15 protein-coding genes are annotated in these 18,768 nt (G+C 45.0%); 1 reads left to right on the top strand and 14 read right to left on the bottom strand.

Translation table 11 applies throughout. From position 1 onward, the window contains the following. Positions 1-13: 13 nt before the first annotated feature. From ABZM97_RS17530 to araE, 12 genes are all read right to left on the bottom strand, one after another. A complete protein-coding gene (locus tag ABZM97_RS17530; RefSeq protein WP_367387025.1) occupies positions 14-1,249 on the bottom strand; it encodes an aminotransferase class V-fold PLP-dependent enzyme in 1,236 nt (411 codons plus the stop codon). Next, positions 1,215-2,144 (bottom strand): NAD-dependent epimerase/dehydratase family protein, encoded by a 930-nt coding sequence (locus tag ABZM97_RS17535; RefSeq protein WP_367387026.1) that lies wholly within the window; start codon positions 2,142-2,144, stop codon positions 1,215-1,217. Before ABZM97_RS17535 ends, ABZM97_RS17530 begins: the two co-directional genes overlap by 35 nt. Further along, positions 2,141-3,310: a DegT/DnrJ/EryC1/StrS family aminotransferase gene (locus ABZM97_RS17540; protein WP_367387504.1), complete on the bottom strand. Its 1,170-nt coding sequence runs from the start codon at positions 3,308-3,310 to the stop codon at positions 2,141-2,143. Before ABZM97_RS17540 ends, ABZM97_RS17535 begins: the two co-directional genes overlap by 4 nt. A gap of 9 nt (positions 3,311-3,319) precedes the next feature. Then, positions 3,320-4,654, bottom strand: coding sequence for a nucleotide sugar dehydrogenase (locus tag ABZM97_RS17545; RefSeq protein WP_367387027.1), 1,335 nt, complete (start codon positions 4,652-4,654; stop codon positions 3,320-3,322). Positions 4,655-4,916: 262 nt separating this feature from the next. Beyond that, complete coding sequence (locus ABZM97_RS17550) at positions 4,917-6,194, bottom strand: M20/M25/M40 family metallo-hydrolase (protein WP_367387028.1); 1,278 nt, start codon at positions 6,192-6,194, stop codon at positions 4,917-4,919. A gap of 180 nt (positions 6,195-6,374) precedes the next feature. Continuing rightward, on the bottom strand, positions 6,375-7,667 hold the full coding sequence (gene eno / locus ABZM97_RS17555) for a phosphopyruvate hydratase (RefSeq protein ID WP_010328641.1): 1,293 nt from the start codon (positions 7,665-7,667) through the stop codon (positions 6,375-6,377). 28 nt (positions 7,668-7,695) lie between these two features. Beyond that, a complete protein-coding gene (gpmI, locus tag ABZM97_RS17560) occupies positions 7,696-9,231 on the bottom strand; it encodes a 2,3-bisphosphoglycerate-independent phosphoglycerate mutase (protein ID WP_333516418.1) in 1,536 nt (511 codons plus the stop codon). Continuing rightward, complete coding sequence (gene tpiA, locus ABZM97_RS17565) at positions 9,224-9,985, bottom strand: triose-phosphate isomerase (protein ID WP_367387029.1); 762 nt, start codon at positions 9,983-9,985, stop codon at positions 9,224-9,226. The genes gpmI and tpiA overlap by 8 nt, the downstream gene beginning before the upstream one ends. Before the next feature lie 30 nt (positions 9,986-10,015). Next, a complete protein-coding gene (gene pgk / locus ABZM97_RS17570; RefSeq protein WP_148962756.1) occupies positions 10,016-11,200 on the bottom strand; it encodes a phosphoglycerate kinase in 1,185 nt (394 codons plus the stop codon). Positions 11,201-11,517: 317 nt separating this feature from the next. Continuing rightward, a complete protein-coding gene (gap, locus tag ABZM97_RS17575) occupies positions 11,518-12,525 on the bottom strand; it encodes a type I glyceraldehyde-3-phosphate dehydrogenase (protein WP_367387030.1) in 1,008 nt (335 codons plus the stop codon). A gap of 47 nt (positions 12,526-12,572) precedes the next feature. After that, on the bottom strand, positions 12,573-13,595 hold the full coding sequence (gene cggR / locus ABZM97_RS17580) for a gapA transcriptional regulator CggR (protein ID WP_202328012.1): 1,023 nt from the start codon (positions 13,593-13,595) through the stop codon (positions 12,573-12,575). 298 nt (positions 13,596-13,893) lie between these two features. Further along, a complete protein-coding gene (gene araE, locus ABZM97_RS17585; RefSeq protein ID WP_087993480.1) occupies positions 13,894-15,288 on the bottom strand; it encodes an arabinose-proton symporter AraE in 1,395 nt (464 codons plus the stop codon). Between the two features lie 203 nt (positions 15,289-15,491). On the opposite strand from araE, the gene araR reads away from it, so the two are divergent. Beyond that, a complete protein-coding gene (araR, locus tag ABZM97_RS17590; RefSeq protein ID WP_141113428.1) occupies positions 15,492-16,580 on the top strand; it encodes an arabinose utilization transcriptional regulator AraR in 1,089 nt (362 codons plus the stop codon). A 47-nt stretch (positions 16,581-16,627) separates the two neighbouring features. Here the strand turns inward: araR and ABZM97_RS17595 are convergent, their stop codons facing one another. Both ABZM97_RS17595 and ABZM97_RS17600 read right to left on the bottom strand, forming a co-directional pair. After that, positions 16,628-17,638, bottom strand: coding sequence for an LLM class flavin-dependent oxidoreductase (locus tag ABZM97_RS17595; protein ID WP_289348223.1), 1,011 nt, complete (start codon positions 17,636-17,638; stop codon positions 16,628-16,630). A gap of 155 nt (positions 17,639-17,793) precedes the next feature. Further along, positions 17,794-18,672 carry a LysR family transcriptional regulator gene (locus ABZM97_RS17600; protein WP_367387031.1) on the bottom strand — a complete coding sequence of 293 codons (879 nt, stop codon included), beginning with the start codon at positions 18,670-18,672 and terminating at the stop codon, positions 17,794-17,796. Positions 18,673-18,768 lie beyond the last annotated feature (96 nt).

An 18,768-nucleotide genomic window follows, 5' to 3' on the forward strand; every position in this document is an offset into this window, starting at 1 on the left:
ATATCACCAACATTCATTTCTTATTCTTTTGCTCTGCATACGCTAAAACAGTTTCAGCAATATCCTTCACCTGCTCTGTACCAAGAGGCGGTTTGAACGGCAGTGAAAGAACTCGTTTCCAAAGAGAATGCTCAACCCCTTGCTGTGAATAAGGCTGATACAGCGGGATAAGGTGAAGGGGAAGGTAGTTCCAGCAGGTTTGAATCCCTTTTGACGCTAAATAAACGGAGCAGTCGTACCTTTCGCCTTCATGAGGAAAGACGATTGTCAAATAGTTTAGGCTTTCTCCCTCCTGTGGCTGAATCATTTTAATCCCGTATAACGCTTCTGCCCGTGCAAAGATGTATCTTGCCGTCTCCAAATTTTCAGATGAGTCTTTCACCAGCTGCTCCATCTTTGTCAACTGTTGCTCGATGATAGCTTGTCTCACCGGATGCATTCGCAATAAAGGGACAGTAGCAGGTGTTTTCGGAAGGACTTCAAGCTTGCTCGTTTTCATAGAAGTCTGAACACCCGTTTTTCTGAACAAGAAAGATAGAGTCCTTGACCTCTTCAAAGTCTGTATTCGCTGCTGTCTCATATAAGCATAATAATCAGCATTGACTTGCTTTCGCTGTTCCATCGGCAGCCTGCCATTTTTGTCCAGAACATCTTTCCGAGCGATTAACGCTCCGCCCCCTATACTGCCGAGGGGCTTTGACGGTCCAAAGCTCAAGATACCGAAATCCCCCAAACCGCCTGCAAAAGTTCCTGCTTGTCTTGTAAACATGGCTTGAGCGGCATCGTCAATGATACGAATACGCTTCTCTTTCACCCACTCAATAAGTTCCATGTTTTCCTTCCGGCCGTAGACGTGTGTCAAAATGACAGCGCATGTTCTATCGGTCACTTTGTTTTTCACATCTTCAAAAGATAGGGATAAATCATCATCCAGATTGGCAAAAACCGGCGAGGCTCCGGATTGAAGCACGGCATCAATGACATTCGGACAGCTGAATGATGAAAAAATCACTTCTTTTCCAGGCCCCGCTCCGGAAAATGTCAGTGCAAGCACTAACGCCGCACTGCCACTCGAAGTCAATTCGATTCCCTTTCCATAGCGTTTTTCCAATTTTTCTGCCAAAGTTGTTTTTTTAGCTGAAATGAAATGCGGGAAAAGACTTTTGCCTGAAAGCTGCCCCGCATAAATGGGAAACTTGATCTGTTTCGGATTTTCAGGATAATGGAAGTTTTTGTTTTTGTCTTTCAATTTTAATCATCCTCAGGCCTTCCTCAAGGTGAACGTTAGGAGCATATCCTAGCAGGCGCTTTGCCTTCTCGACCGAGGGAGCACGTTTGAAAATTTCAATGTCTTTCCCCCGGACGCCATCCTCACCCAGCTTTTTAAAGGTGTAATTCTCTTTCTTCCTGCCTGTCATGACGTTGATTTTCTCTGCCAATCCTTTTATGCTGATAGGCAGATCGTTTCCTATGTTGAAATCTTCAAAAGCACTGCCTTTGTGCAGAAGTGCCAGATATGTTCCGTTCACGATATCACTAATATAGCTGAAGCATCTGATTTGGCCGCCGTCTCCATATAGAGGAAGCTCCGTGCCAGATTCAGCCAAACTGAAGAACTTGTTAATGACAAAGTCTTCCCGCTGCTTCAGGCCGTATACATTAAAGTACCGGACAACTCTGACATGCAGCGAATCTGATGCCTGCTCCCTCAAATATTCCTCTGACTTCAATTTTGCTTTTCCATAAGCGGATTTAGGGAGCTTCTTGCTCGATTCCGTATACGGATAATCGGGCGAATCCCCGAATACCTCTGAGCTGGAGGAAAAAAGAAGAGTCTTGATCCCTAGGTCCTTGCATACCTCCGTTACGTTTTTCGTTCCCTCAAAGTTCACCTTGATTACGTCCTCTTCATTGCTGCGGCAGCTGTCTACTCCGACCATTGCTGCTAAATGAACGACAGCATCTGCTCCTTTTAATGATTCCCGAAGCGATTGCCGGTCTAAAATATTCGTTTGCCGGAATTCCGCCTGAAAATCCGGCTTTTTTTGATCAGCGATGATCGTATGGTAACCCTTATTTTGTAATAGCCCCGCTAATTCACTTCCTATAAAGCCCGCTCCGCCTAAGATAGCAATGTTTTTCATTGTCCGACCTCCTGGCTTAAAGATAAAACTTCTTTAATGGATTGAACGATATATTGACAATCTTCCTTCGATAATTGGCTATAAAGAGGCAGTGATACAATTTCAGGAAAGATGCGTTCAGTTACCGGCAGCTTTGCGGGAAAATGCTCTTTATAGTAGGGATGCATGTGCACAGGGATGAAATGGACACTCAAGCCAATATGTTTCGCTTTCATATTTTCAATAAACTGGTCCCGTTCCATTTCCCCGCGTTTTTTCACCCGGAGAATAAACAAATGCCAAGAGTGAGTGATATGGCTTGGGATGTCTGCCAAAGGAAGTTCTGCTCTTTCTGATTGATTTGTAAGCTCCGACGCATAATAGTTTGCGATTCCTGTCCGTTTTTCTTGGATCTCAGCAGCTCGTTTCAATTGAATGAGTCCAAGCGCAGCCTGGATGTCTGTCATGTTGTACTTAAAGCCGGGAAGTAACACATCGTATCGCCAGCTGCCTTTTTCACCGTATCGGTTCCAAGCATTTTTTGTAATGCCGTGCCACCCATACAGTCTTGCTCTCTCGGCCGCTTCCTCATCCTTAAGAATAAGAGCTCCTCCTTCTCCCGTCGTTATATTTTTAGTGGCATAAAAGCTGAAGCATACGGCATCTCCATGTGTGCCGATCATCTTCCCTTTATACCGGGTCCCAAGCGCGTGTGCGGCATCTTCAATCAAATACAGTCCATTTTCCTTGCAAATGCTGCTAAGCTCATCCAAATTTGCCGGATAACCTGCAAAATGAACCGCAATGACCGCTTTTGTGCGCGGAGAAAGTTTTTGTCTGACATCTTCCGGATCTATACATAAATCATCCTCGCAAATGTCGGCAAAAACCGGGGTTGCTCCGACATGCAGAATGACGTTTACACTTGAACAAAACGTGAAGCTTGGAACAATGACTTCATCGCCTTCTCCTACACCGAGTGCAAGCAATGCCATATGCAAGGCAGCTGTTCCTGAATTACAGCTGATTACGTGCTCCGCGCCTAAATATTCGCCCAGCTTTTTTTCAAATTCAATCACCTTCGGACCTTTTGAAATCCATCCTGACTTGATCGTTTCTGCTACAGTTTCCAGTTCTTCGTTTGTGATATCAGGTCTGTGGAAAGAGATAAATTGTTTAGTAATGATCGTTCCCTCCTATAGTGTGACAAGATTTACATTGTCAGCCATTTTTTCTCGGCAAATGTTTCTGGTATCGAAAATAATAGGGGCTGCATCCCGCAATATGCTGTAATTGATATCATCATGATCAGTATGAATAATGACGACATCATATTGATTGACCTGCTCCTTCGTGAAAGGAACGGAGTGCTTGATGCTGCCGTCTTCCAAGCGGATTTCACTGATAAAAGGATCATAGTAATCTATCGTGCATCCCTTTTTCATCAGATTACCTATAATGGCAAATGCAGAAGACTCACGAGAATCATTGGTATTTTTTTTATAAGCCGCACCTATTAATAAAATTCTGCATTGTTCTTTATCAACCAGCTTCATGGCATAGTCGGACACTGAAAATGGCATATCGGAATTGATTTCATCCGCTAAATCAATCAGCTTTGTCTGCAATCCTTTTTGATTGGCTATCCATTTAAAATAAAAAGGATCAATCGGTATACAATGGCCGCCTACGCCAGGGCCGGGGCTGAACTTTTGAAACCCGAACGGCTTCGTGTCTGCCGCATTGATCACTTCCCATATATCTATATCGAGTTCTCGGCAATTGAGTGCCATTTCATTGATGAGAGCTATATTTACATAACGGTAGGTATTCTCTAGGAGTTTAGCTGTTTCAGCTACTTCTGGTGAGGTTACTGGATGAATGCTTGTAACGATGGTGTTGTAAAACGCTGAGGCAAGTTTTGTGCAATTCCGGGTCATTCCGCCGACCACTTTAGGGATATCGGCAACTTCATATTGGCTGTTTCCAGGATCAATTCGTTCAGGAGAATAAGCTATAAAAAAGTCGGAGCCTATGTTCACCTGCCGCCCTGATGCCATTCTATCAGCGATTTTTTGTTTGGTTGTCCCCGGATAGGTTGTACTTTCTAAAATTAAAAGCTGATTTGGCCTTCCATAAGCCAGCATGGTGTCAACTGCACTGTCTATGTAGCTAAGATCGGGAATTTTGTCTTTTTTGTTCAAAGGTGTCGGAACACATATCACAATAATGTCGCATTGTTCAATGAGAGACATATTATCGCTCACTTGAAAACGCTCTGTGTGCAGCGCTTCTTTTAATTGGTTATCGTCTATATCCCGAATATGGCTGTGCCCGTCTTTCAGCAAAGAAACTTTTTCGCTGTTCCTATCGAAGCCGATGACGCTGTATCCTTTATTGACACATTCCAATGCGAGAGGAAACCCCACATATCCCATCCCCAACACACCTACAACAGCCTGTTTTGCTTCAATCAATTCTAAAAACCGCTTATGACCGAGGTTTCGAGCTTCTTTTGTGACAGGATTCATTTTTGGACCCCCTATAAGATAGAAAAGGATATATCTTTACAAAATTAAACAATTACCGATCGATACTGCCATTATAACAAAAGTAAAAAAACGGTAAATGAGTTTTGTATCCTTTTATTTGATAGGACATAATGATGCGATTTACAAATAATTGATATTTTTATACCTACGATAAGACATTTATTAGGTTGAAAATGAGAAAATATCCCTCATTTGAAAGAATATAGCGAAAATTTAAAAAACAAGCCGAAGCCTTTTTTTACTAATCTATATTTGCCTCTTTTACAGCAGATAACAAGAGCTGCCCCGCTTCCTTCAATCTTTCTTTGCTGACATGTGTAATGTTGTCATTTTCGGTGTGATACCATGGGCCAGGCTCTTTTGTATCCGGGCTGAGCCAAATCCAATTAGCCGAAGGTATGCCCGCTTCATAAAATGACACGTGATCCGAGTATCCCAGCTGTGTGAGGCGAGGTGCTTCAAGCTTTGCTTTCCGGGCAGCATTTACTGCATAATTGATACTTTCATTTTCCTTGCCATCCGGGGTCGTTATATACATTTGGCTTGCTTCTTTCCAGTCAGTCGCAATCATATCAGCGTTAAAGTTTGCACGGCTGTGTCTGATTTCATCCGAGGTAAGCGTACTGACATAATATGAAGATCCCGCCGACCACAGTTCTTCTGCTCCGAATAAGATAAAACGGATTTCTTTGTTTTTGGGAAGATGCTTGCTTTGCTTACTCATCTCCAGTACAGCAGATGTGCCTGATGCATTATCATCAGCGCCAGGTGCACCTTTAACTGTATCGTAGTGAGCAGTTACATAAATTATATCGGGGTGTTTTGTGTGCTGCGCTTTGCGCGTCCCTATTATATTTTGTGAAGTGCGGTTTTGATAGTTCTTAAATTGAATGACAGCCTGCTTTTCTTTCAGTAAAGCTTCCCCATCTTCTTTTTTCATTCCGGCTGTCGGTATTGTGATTTGTTTTGGTTTTACCGGACGGATCGCGAGAGGTTTTGTTTTGCAGTTATAAATAATGGCAGCCTTTGCGCCAGCAGCTTGGGCGTTTATTAATTTTTGAGATACTGGTATTTTCCCCTCTCTAATAACGGCTATTTTCCCTTTTGCTTCTTTTACTTCACGGCTGGACCCATAGCCTCCGTCAAAGACAGCAGCCTCTAGTTTCTCTTCCTTTTCAACAGCGGTCTTATCTGCTGAGCGCATTGGATATTCCTGATCGCCTGCCATGATTGAACCAGAAAAATATGTCTTCACATGAAACGGCTGAATGCGGACGGCTAATGCCTCATCTTGAAGCCGTTTCGATATGTATGATGCCGCTTCTTTTTCTTGCTCTGTTCCTGTTTCTCTCGGGCCTATGACTTCACTAAGCTCATGAATGGTTTCATAAGCATGCTCTTCATCAAACAACGGGGCTATTTCATAAACAGAATGAGACTGTGTCTCTTTCAGCTGTTCAGTTGAAGCTCCCCAAATGACGCTTCCGGCCAGTACTGCTGACATCAATATCATTTTCATCTCTACATTCCTCCTCTTATTCACTCCTTTCTTTTCGGTTCTGCTGTATTGATTCCTTTAAAAAGCAATAAAATGAATACTAATTACCAAATCAAGGTAATGAAATAGAAGGAGAATAAGATTGGAGCTAGGAAAGTTTGCATAAAAAAACCGCCGAGAGATATCTCGGCGGTCATTTTATTACTTGTTCAAGTTGTAGAAAGTGTTAATACCGTGATATTGAGCAGTTTCAGCCAACTGATCTTCGATGCGAAGAAGCTGGTTGTATTTCGCAACACGGTCCGTACGAGACGGAGCACCTGTTTTGATTTGTCCTGCATTTGTTGCCACAGCGATGTCAGCGATTGTGCTGTCTTCTGTTTCACCAGAACGGTGAGAGATAACAGCTGTGTAGCCTGCGCGTTTCGCCATTTCGATCGCATCGAATGTTTCAGTCAATGTACCGATTTGGTTTACTTTGATCAGGATAGAGTTGCCTACGCCGTTTTTGATGCCTTCAGCCAATTTTTTCGTGTTTGTAACGAAGAGATCGTCACCAACAAGCTGAACTTTTTTGCCAAGACGCTCAGTAAGAAGCTTGTGGCCTTCCCAGTCGTTTTCGTCAAGTCCGTCTTCGATAGAGATGATTGGGTATTTAGAAACCATTTCTTCGTACCAGTCAACCATTTCAGCAGATGTTTTCACAACGCCTTCGCCAGACAGATGGTATTTGCCGTCTTCTTTGTTGTAGAACTCAGAAGATGCAGCATCCATTGCAAGTTTCACTTCTTCGCCAGGTTTGAAGCCGGCTTTTTCGATTGCTTCAACGATTGTTTGAAGCGCTTCTTCGTTAGAACCAAGGTTTGGAGCAAATCCGCCTTCATCACCTACAGCTGTGTTCATTCCTTTAGCAGAAAGAACTGATTTCAGGCTGTGGAAGATTTGAGCGCCCATGCGAAGTGCTTCACGGAAGTTAGGAGCACCTACAGGCATGATCATGAATTCTTGAATATCCACGTTGTTGTCAGCATGCTCTCCGCCGTTGACGATGTTCATCATCGGTACAGGAAGCGTTTTTGAGTTGAATCCTCCAAGGTATTGGTAAAGAGGAATCTGTAAGAAATCAGCAGCTGCGCGCGCACAAGCCATAGATACGCCAAGGATCGCGTTCGCACCAAGTTTGCCTTTGTTTTCAGTACCGTCAAGCTCGATTAAAAGCTGATCAATAGCGTTTTGTTCAGTTACATCAAAGCCAAGAAGCTCTGGAGAAATGATTTCGTTTACGTTGTTAACAGCTGTTAACACGCCTTTTCCAAGGTAACGGTCTTTGTCGCCGTCACGAAGCTCAACTGCTTCGTATTCACCTGTAGAAGCTCCGCTTGGCACTAATGCGCGGCCAAAAGCTCCTGTTTCTGTATATACTTCAACTTCAACTGTTGGGTTGCCGCGGGAGTCTAATACTTCGCGTGCATAAACATCAACAATGTATGGCATGAGTTTTGTCTCTCCTTTTGATTTCAAATTATTTTTGAATTAACGATGTTCCTGTCATTTCTTTCGGTTTTTCAACATCGAGAAGGTCTAATAACGTTGGTGCAAGGTCGCCTAGGATTCCGCCTTCACGCAGCGTGATGCCTTCTTTCGTCACAATGACAGGGACTGGGTTTGTCGTATGCGCAGTGTGCGGATCGCCTGATTCTGTAATCAGAATGTCAGCATTACCGTGATCAGCGGTAATGATCGCGTGTCCGCCTTTAGCGATAATCGCGTCAACGACTTCGCCTAAGCATTCGTCCACTGCTTCAATTGCTTTAATTGTTGGTTCAACCATTCCGGAGTGGCCGACCATATCAGGGTTTGCGAAGTTAAGGATAATCGCGTCATGCTTGTCATCTTCAATTTCTTTGACAAGCGCGTCCTTCACTTCATACGCACTCATTTCTGGCTTTAAGTCATATGTGGCAACTTTCGGCGAGTTGATGAGAATGCGCTCTTCACCCGGGAATTCAGCTTCACGGCCGCCGCTCATAAAGAACGTGACATGCGGATACTTTTCAGTCTCTGCAATTCGAAGCTGTTTTAATCCATGTTGAGATAATACTTCTCCGACTGTGTTATCAAGATTTATCGGTTTAAACGCTACATATCCGTCAACTGTTTCACTGAAGTGAGTCAGGCAGACGAAATGCAGGTTCTTCGGATAATTCTCGCCGCGATCGAAGTCACGGAAGTCTTTGTTTGTGAACGTGTTGGAAATCTGGATGGCGCGGTCCGGTCTGAAATTATAGAAAATCACAGAATCGCCGTCTTGGATTGTCGCAACAGGCTCACCGTTTTCTTTTGTGATAACGGATGGAATCACGAATTCATCATAGATTCCGTTCGCATATGAATCATCAACAACATCCATTGCACTGCGGTAGGTCGGGCCTTCGCCGTATGCCATTACGCGGTACGCTTTTTCTACACGGTCCCAGCGTTTGTCGCGGTCCATTGAGTAGTAGCGCCCGGAAATGCTGGCGATTTCTCCGACACCGATTTCCTCGATTTGTTCGTTCAGCTGCTTAATGTACGTCTTCGCTGTTTGCGGACCAACATCACGGCCATCAAGGAAACCATGGATGTAAACCTTTGTCAGCCCTTCATTTTTCGCAAGCTTTAACAATGCGAACAAATGATTGATGTGGCTGTGCACGCCGCCGTCTGATAAAAGGCCGAACAGGTGCAGGGCTTTGTTGTTTTCTTTCGCGTTGTTAATCGCGTCAAGGAATGTTTGGTTGCGTTCGAACTCTCCCTCACGAATGGCAACATTTACGCGTGTTAAGCTTTGATACACAATACGGCCCGCGCCGATATTTAAGTGACCCACTTCGGAGTTCCCCATCTGTCCTTCAGGAAGGCCTACAGCCTCGCCTGAAGCAATCAATGTTTGATGAGGATACTGATTCCAGTAGCGGTCAAAATTCGGTTTTTTCGCTAAAGCGACTGCGTTCCCTACTGTTTCGTTTCGTAATCCGAACCCATCAAGAATGATGAGTGCAGCTGGTTTTTTACTCATATTGACCTTCCTCCAATAATTGAACGAATGACTGTGGCTCAAGGCTCGCGCCGCCGACCAAAGCACCGTCAATATCGGACTCTGCCATATATTCTTTAATGTTTGCAGGCTTTACGCTTCCGCCATATTGGATGCGAAGCTGGTCTGCAATTTCTTGGCTGAAGCTTTCAGCGACGGTTTTACGGATGTGCACACACACGTCGTTTGCATCTTTCGCTGTAGAAGATTTGCCCGTTCCGATTGCCCAGATTGGCTCATACGCAATAACAGAAGCAGCAACTTGTTCTTGAGAAAGACCAGCAAGGCCTTTTTTCACTTGGTCAGCAACAAGATCATTTGTTTTTCCGGCTTCGCGCTCTTCAAGCGTTTCACCCACACAGATGATCGGCACAATGCCGTGTTTGAAAGCAGCGTGTGCTTTTTTGTTAACTGTTTCATCAGTTTCAGCGAACATTTCACGGCGCTCAGAGTGGCCGATGACGCAGTAGTCAACGCCAAGGTCTTTTAGAGCAACCGGGCTGATTTCGCCTGTGAACGCACCGCTTTCCTCGAAGTGCATGTTTTGAGCGCCGACTTTAAGGTCAGTGCCTTTAACAGCAGAAGTAAGCTTTTCTAAGAAAAGCGCTGGCGCGCAAACAACAGCTTCCGCTTTGTCTGCTGCTGGAATGGAAGATTTTACTTCTTCAACGAAGCTGACAGCTTCGCCGAGTGTTTTGTTCATTTTCCAGTTACCGGCGATAATTGGTTTTCTCATCTGTTCCACTTCCTTATAGCAGTTTTAAGATTATTTATCGTTCAGTGCAGCTACCCCTGGAAGCTCTTTGCCTTCCATAAACTCAAGGGACGCGCCGCCGCCTGTTGAGATGTGGCTCATTTTGTCAGCAAGGCCGAATTTTTCAACCGCTGCCGCTGAGTCTCCTCCGCCGATGACAGAGTATGTATCTTTCGCCTCTGCCAATGCTTCCGCAACCGCTTTTGTTCCTTGTGCGAACAAGTCGATTTCGAATACGCCCATCGGTCCGTTCCACACGACAAGTTTGCTGTTTTTAATGACGTCAGCATACGTTTCGCGTGTTTTCGTACCGATGTCGATTGCTTCTAAATCACTAGGGATTTCAGAGATCGGCACCATTTTCACGTTTGCATCGTTAGAGAAATCATCTGCAACGAGTACATCTTCAGGCATGTAGAAGTTCACGCCTTTTTCTTTCGCGCGGTCCATAAATGACTTCGCAAGCTCGATTTTATCCTCTTCAAGAAGAGAATTACCGACTTCATAGCCAAGCGCTTTTACGAATGTATAAGCAAGACCTCCGCCGATGATCAGGTTGTCCACTTTATCAAGAAGACTTTCGATCACTCCAATTTTGTCTTTTACTTTCGCTCCGCCGATGATCGCCGTGAACGGGCGGTCAGGGTTAGAAACCGCTTTTCCGAGTACATCAAGCTCTTTTTCCATTAAGAAACCTGCAACTGCTGGCAGATGCTCGGCAATTCCAGCTGTAGATGCGTGAGCACGGTGGGCAGCACCAAATGCGTCATTTACATATACATCTGCAAGCTCAGCAAATGCTTTTGCAAGCTCAGGATCATTTTTCTCTTCACCAGGGTAGAAGCGTACGTTTTCCAATACAAGAACGTCTCCGTCCGTCATGTCGGAAACTTGTGCTTTTACAGCATCGCCGTAAGCTTCATCCGCTTTTTTCACTTCTTTGCCAAGCAGTTCGCCGAGACGTGCAGCGACAGGAGTTAAACGAAGCTCCTCAACCACTTCGCCTTTCGGGCGGCCTAAGTGGCTCGCGAGAAGGACTTTCGCGCCTTGGTCTGCAAGGTGTTTGATTGTTGGAAGCGCAGCACGGATACGTGTATCGTCTGTTACTTCCCCGTCTTTCATTGGAACGTTAAAGTCAACGCGGCAGAATACAACTTTGCCTTTTACGTCGATGTCTTTGAGAGTTTTCTTATTCATGCCTAGGAGATCCTCCTTCAAAGTGGTTTGCATACAGCACGAAAAACGTGAAACCGTCTGGTCAAGCGATAACGCCGCTAGGGCAGATCGCAGTCTTTTTCGGCACAGGGCAGTTCGTCTAAAAGCCAGGGCAGCGGCCTTAGGCGAAAGCGCCGGCAAAGCTGCAAAAAACGCGGCCGTTTCTCTGTCACAGAGCGTTTTCTGAAAGCCGGTCTTCATGGAAAAAGGGAAAGGGAGTCCGTCCCCTTCCCTTGTCCGCTTTCATTATAGCGCTTCTATTCAAAAGAACCAAGTCAGGTCCTTTTTTCAGCTATAAATTAAAGACCTTTTTTTGCGATGTAAGCTGCAAGGTCAACAACGCGGTTAGAGTAGCCGCTTTCGTTATCGTACCAAGAGATTACTTTTACCATGCTGCCTTCCATAACCATTGTAGAAAGGGCATCGATTGTAGAAGAGTTTTTGTTTCCGTTGTAGTCGCCAGAAACTAATGGCTCTTCGCTGTAGCCAAGGATTCCTTTAAGATCTCCTTCAGCCGCTTCTTTAAGAGCTGCGTTTACATCTTCAGCTGTTACTTCTTTGTTCAGTTCAGCAACCAAGTCAACTAGAGAAACGTTTGGAGTTGGAACACGCATTGCTCCACCGTTCAGTTTGCCTTTTAGTTCAGGAAGAACTAGAGAAACTGCTTTAGCAGCACCAGTTGATGTTGGGATGATGTTTTCAGCTGCTGCACGCGCACGACGGTAGTCTTTGTGCGGAAGATCAAGGATTTGCTGATCGTTCGTGTAAGAGTGAACAGTTGTCATCATACCGCGTTTGATGCCGAATTTATCGTTAAGTACTTTTGCAAACGGCGCTAGGCAGTTTGTTGTGCAAGATGCGTTAGAGATAACATCGTGGTTAGCCGCATCGTATTTATCTTCGTTAACACCCATAACGATTGTGATATCTTCTTCGTTAGCAGGAGCAGAGATGATTACTTTTTTCGCTCCAGCTTCTAAGTGTTTCGCAGCGTCTGCGCGTTTTGTGAAGAAACCAGTAGATTCAACTACGATTTCAACGCCTTGTTTGCCCCAGCTAAGTTTAGCAGGATCGCGTTCTGCAGAAACTTCAATTGTTTTGCCGTTAACAACAAGGTTGTTACCGTCAACTGAAACTTCAGCGTCTAATTTTCCGTGTACAGAATCATATTGTAAAAGGTGAGCCAGCATGTTAGCATCTGTTAAATCGTTAACCGCTACTACCTCAACTTCAGGATTTTTTAATGCTGCGCGGAATACGTTACGTCCAATACGACCAAAACCGTTAATACCGACTTTTACTGCCATGATTTGTTTCCTCCTTTAAATAAGTGAGAGATATTTATATTGAGGGATTATTCATCCCTTAATAACTTCTTTGCGGCCCCTTCGTCTGTGACGAGAACCGTGTCGCGGGGCTTTTTAAAGTAAGCCTCGATCGCCCCGGCTTTTGATGATCCGCCCGCTACCGCAATAATATCGGGGATGGCGTCTATGTCATCCAGCTGCATTCCGACAGAATGCACTTTGTGGACCACTTCTCCGTCCGCGTTAAAATAGTAGCCAAACGCTTCTGTGACAGCGTCATTATCATCTATTTTCTTTAAGTCTTCTAAAGGTGTGTTTCTCCGCTGAGCCATCGTTTTAGCTTCACCGATTCCGTGAACCAGCATACTCGCCGATTTGATCGTGTTCAGCACCTCTTTGACAGAAGGCTCTTCAATAATAGATGAATAGGCGCCTTGTGACAGCTGTCCCGGAACAAACAAAAGCCGGTAAGTGCCTGAAGCCTTTTCCGCCATATGCGCGCATATGGTGTTCGCCTGATTTTTCACGTCTTCGCCTAAACCGCCTCTTGCAGGCACAAACAAAAGCTCGCGGTTTTTAGAATCCGGCGTCATCATTTCAGCCACAGCTTCAATTGTCGTACCGCCAGTTACAGCGACGATATTTTTGCCTGAAAATCTTTTTTTCATACATGCGACAGCTGCTCTTCCCATTTCTTTTTTGACCCATGGGGATTGATCACTGTCTCCGGACACGATAATGGCATCCTTTAGATTTAAACGTTCTTTTAATGTCTTTTCCAAAAGAGTCAAACCTAAAACATCTTTCATCGTATCTTCCAAAACCGAAAGCAGTTCATAGCCCTCTTCTGTCAAGGTCATGCCGTTTGTTTTAATATCGACCAGGTTCTGTTCCTTTAAAAACTGAACCTCGCCCCTCAACACACGCTCGCTGATCTCGAGACTGGCAGACAGGCTTCTTCGCCCGATGGGTTCCGTCAGCCTGATATACTGCAAGATTTCAAACCTCTTTTGCATAACGAGCAGAAGATCAGGCAATAATTTTTTTTGAGCTTGTATTAACTGGTTCATGACTCAAACGTTCCTTCCTTTTTTTGCTGGACATTATATGTCCCGCTATGACAAAAAACGTCCCATCATAGCCAAAAAAAATTACTTCTGCTTTCTTTAATTATTTTAACAGGGTGAAATTGTTTATTCAACTGTTAAGAGCTAATTCATCGACAATATTCGCAGAGTTTTCATGCAGCGGTGTTTATCCAGCTATATTTTTTCCTATATATCTTTATCTTATACAGAAAACGCCAAAAGGTGCATCCCAACATAAACAGCCCTTCCAATCGAAAGGGCCTGATCCTTTAAAGCGTTTTCATTTTATCCAGAGCTTTTCAATTTCTTCGAGCGATTTGTTCTTCGTTTCCGGGCAGATCGTAACGACAAACAGGAAGCAAAGGATGTTAATCACCGCAAAAATCCAGAATGTATAGGCGAGTCCGAATGAGTCGATCATCATCGGTACAAACTGTCCGATCGCCCAGTTTGCTCCCCATAAAAAGATGGTCGCAATGCCTGCGGCCCGCGCACGCAGATGGTTCGGGAAGATTTCAGAAATCATAATCCATGTGATCGGCCCTACAGATACACAAAATGCCGCCACAAAACCTAAAATAAAGAAGATCAGCATAAGTCCGCTTGTTAACTGAAAGTAGAACGACGTTCCGATTAAGATCATAAAAATAGCCATAAAAGCAGATCCGATGGACATCAATTTTTTTCGTCCGACTTTATCAATCAACAACACCGCAATAACGGTAAAAATAACTTCTACAACACCGACGATACAGGTTGCCACAAATCCGGCGTTTTGACCGTATCCCATCATTTTAAAGATTTCCGGCCCGTAGTAAGTAATCGCGTTCATGCCGATGACTTGGTTAAACAACGCCAGCAGGATTCCAATGACAAGCGCCTTTCTGAGACCCGGCTTGAACAGCTGGGACAGCGACCCCATTTGTTCTATTTTTAAAGAGTTCTCAATGTTCTTTAATTCTTCTTTTGCGACTGTTTCTCCATTAATACGTGTCAGTATCTTTAACGCTTCTGTTGTTTTGCCCGCTTTCGCCAGCCATCTCGGGCTTTCCGGCACGACGAGCAATACGAGGAAAAAGATCACGGACGGCACCATTCCATAAGCGAGCATCCATCTCCAACCGGTGTGCACGCCCCATTCGTATGTTCCGGACCGCTGCACAGCGAGATTAATAAAGTACGTAGCGGATATACCCAATATCGTAAAGAGCTGATATAAGGAAGAAAGGCTTCCGCGTATGGCAGGCGGCGCCGCTTCTGTAATATACGTAACAGAGAGTGATGAGCCCATCCCTATTCCGAGGCCTCCGATAACCCTTGCAATGATTAAGGTCGATACGTCTTGTGATAACGCTGAAACGATGGCTGATATCGCAAATAACAAAGCAGCTGTCATTAAAATTTTTCTTCGGCCGAACCTGTCGCTTAAAAATCCGGATATCCCGACGCCCGCAACTCCTCCGATCATAATGCTGGAAATCACGAGTCCTTCCATAAACGGAGTGAGGCTGTATAAATCTTTCAGAAAACCGATGGCGCCTGAAATCACTGCCGTGTCATAGCCGTACAGTAAGCCGCCAAGTCCCGCCGCGCATGAGATTAAAATGACAAATCCCATTGAATGGCCTCTTGTTACAGGAGCATTTGGTTCTAATTGAGTTGGAGTATTCTTCATTTCCCTGCCCTCCCGAATGTTAAGTAAAGCGTTTACATTTACTTCTGTAATTGTACGTACTTCTATTAAAATTTAACGAAAATTCCATTTAATTAGTACGTACAAATATAGAATAATCCTGTTTGTATTTTCTGTCAATGTTTTATTACAAAGAACGCTGTGATATACTAAAATTTGTCCGTATACATTTTGGAGGAATAGATATGTTACCAAAATACGCCCAAGTAAAAGAAGAAATCAGTTCATGGATTAATCAAGGCAAAATTCTGCCCGATGAAAAGATCCCTACCGAAAACGAATTAATGCAGCAATTCGGCGTCAGCCGGCACACCATTCGCAAAGCGATCGGAGACCTCGTATCACAAGGTCTGCTGTACAGCGTGCAAGGCGGAGGAACCTTTGTCGCTTCACGCTCTGCTAAGTCAGCGCTGCATTCCAATAAAACGATTGGCGTTCTGACAACCTACATATCAGACTATATTTTCCCGAGCATCATTAGAGGAATCGAGTCTTATTTAAGCGAGCAAGGATATTCTATGCTTTTGACAAGCACAAACAACAATCCGGACAATGAACGAAGAGGATTAGAAAATCTGCTGTCACAGCATATTGACGGACTTATTGTGGAACCGACAAAAAGCGCCCTGCAAACCCCCAATATCGGCTACTATCTGAATTTAGAGAAAAACGGCATTCCTTTTGCGATGATTAACGCATCATACGCCGAGCTTGCCGCACCGAGTTTTACCTTGGATGATGTGAAAGGCGGCATGATGGCGGCGGAGCACTTGCTTTCTCTCGGCCACACGCATATGATGGGTATTTTCAAAGCTGATGACACACAAGGTGTGAAGCGGATGAACGGGTTTATACAGGCGCACCGGGAGCGTGAGTTATTCCCTTCACCGGATATGATCGTGACATTTACGACCGAGGAAAAGGAATCGAAGCTGCTGGAGAAAGTAAAAGAGACGCTGGAGAAAAACAGCAAAAACATGCCGACTGCTATTCTTTGCTATAATGATGAAATTGCACTGAAAGTGATTGATATGCTTCGGGAAATGGATATCAAGGTGCCGGAGGACATGTCCATCGTCGGATATGATGATTCCCATTTCGCGCAAATCTCCGAGGTGAAATTAACCTCTGTGAAGCATCCAAAATCCGTGCTAGGAAAAGCGGCTGCGAAATATGTCATTGACTGCTTAGAGCATAAAAAGCCGAAGCAAGAGGATGTCATATTTGAGCCTGAGCTGGTCATTCGCCAGTCGGCCAGAAAACGGAATGAATAAAAAAGCAATGTACGGGTCTCCCCGCTGCATTGCTTTTTTTATGGCTGTTATCTGTTTTTCCAAACGTCTGCAATGATTTCAAACGAACGCATTCTGTCTGCGTGTTCATAGGTTTCTGAGTTGACCATTATTTCGTCCGCCTGTGTCGTTCTGACAAAGTCTTCAAGCTTCGCCTTCACTTCTTCCGGACCGCCGACAATCGTCGAGCTCAGCTGTTCATTGACCATCGCTTTTTCATACGGACTCCAGATTTGATCCATGTCTTCTACAGGCGGCTTCAACTGGTTCGGCGTGCCGCGGACGAGATCAAGAAATCTTTGATAATGTGAAGTCGCAAGGTGCTGCGCTTTCTCGTTTGTATCTGCCGCGATAATGGTGACGCCTACCATTGCATACGGTTCATCAAGCACGTCTGACGGCGTAAACGAATTGCGGTACAGCTCTAAAGCTGGAACTGTATTCGCCGGCGAAAAATGAGCGGCGAATGCAAATGGAAGGCCTAGTTCGCCTGCGAGACGGGCGCTGAAGCCGCTTGAGCCCAGCAGCCAAATCGGCACATCTATGCCCTCTCCCGGAATGGCGCGGACTTGATTCCGCACATTTCCTGATGGTTTAAAGTAATTGCGCAGTTCCTCTAATTGTTCTGGGAAATCTTCACCGCTGTTGATGTTTCTGCGAAGCGCTCTTGCTGTCAATTGGTCAGTTCCCGGAGCACGTCCGAGCCCCAGATCAATCCGCCCGGGATACAGCGTTTCCAGTGTGCCGAATTGCTCGGCAATCACTAGAGAAGAGTGGTTCGGCAGCATAATGCCGCCGGAACCGACACGGATTTTCTTTGTGCCGCCGGCAATATGGCCGATCAGAACCGCGGTGGCAGAGCTTGCGACACCTTCTATATTATGATGCTCAGCGAGCCAGTAGCGATGATAGCCCCATTCCTCCGCACGGCGCGCCAAGTCCATGCTGTTTCGGAATGATTCAGCAACCGTTCCTCCCTGAACAACCGGAGATAAATTCAAGACAGAAAGCAAGGTATCTTTGCGTTGGTTGTTAGACATATTGTTCTCCTTTGCAAATGTGTTATCAGTAAACAGCCTCAAGCTGTCAAGTATTAATGAAAGGACTTCTCTCACACCATAACACAACTGCTTTCAGGAATAAAAGAATTTGATTCGATGAAATTCGAACAATTTAAAACGAACGGTTTGCCCCGTTATTCTGCCCCAAACAGGTTCTGGGCCATATCAATGAGTAGTTTAGCCGCTAGAGAAGCGTCCTTTAGCGACGGAACAGCTAGCTGCACATCACGGTACACCTGCGGGTCCAGATCCCGCGTCACCACATGCTCCGGCAGCGGCATGCCCGACATGGACATTTCTGATAAAATCGCCAGGCCCAGTCCCTCTCTGACCATACTGATCGAGGTGTTCATGTTATAGACTGTGAAAGCGGCGTTCAGCGTAGCACCCGCCTGCCTGAACATATGGTTAAAAGGCGATTCATAGCCGCCGTCACAGACGATCATCGGTGCATGATCAAGATCTTTCAGCGTAATGGCTAGACGGCTGCAAAGCGGGTGATCATCCCTGAGCACGACGGCCATTTTGTCTTTTTTCAGATGAATGTACTCCATCTCCTCCGTTGGATACAGAAGAATGCCGACATCTATCATTCGCGTGTGAAGCCACTCCTTGACTTCATTTACAGTTCCTTCGTGCAGCACGAGTTCCAGTTTCGGGTATTTTTGTTTAAACTCACTGATCAGCTTCGGCATAAAATAAGCCGAGGCAGTTGAGAATGTGCCGATATGGACCGTTCCCAGTTCTAGCCCTTTTTCCGCGGCTGCGACTTGCTCAACTTTTTCAACGCCTTTCAAGACTTCTCTGATGTGGACTAAGATCTTTTTACCTGTCTCGGTCAGCATCAGGCCATTCCGGCGGTCACGGATGATCAGCTTTACGTCAAGTTCAGCTTCAATCGCAGAAATCGCATGGCTGACAGCCGGCTGTGTCATGTTCAGCGCCTGCCCCGCTTTTGTAAAGCTTCCCGTTTCAGCTATTTTCACGAAAACCCTTAATTGTGTAATAGTCATAACAATTTACTTATGCTCCTTATAAAAAAGATTCATTTTATTTATCTTATATTCTACAGTATCATAATGGAAAAGTTCTACAAGGAGTGATTGAAA

The organism is Bacillus vallismortis, assembly GCF_040784915.1.
Classification (GTDB): Bacteria; Bacillota; Bacilli; order Bacillales; family Bacillaceae; genus Bacillus; species Bacillus subtilis_G.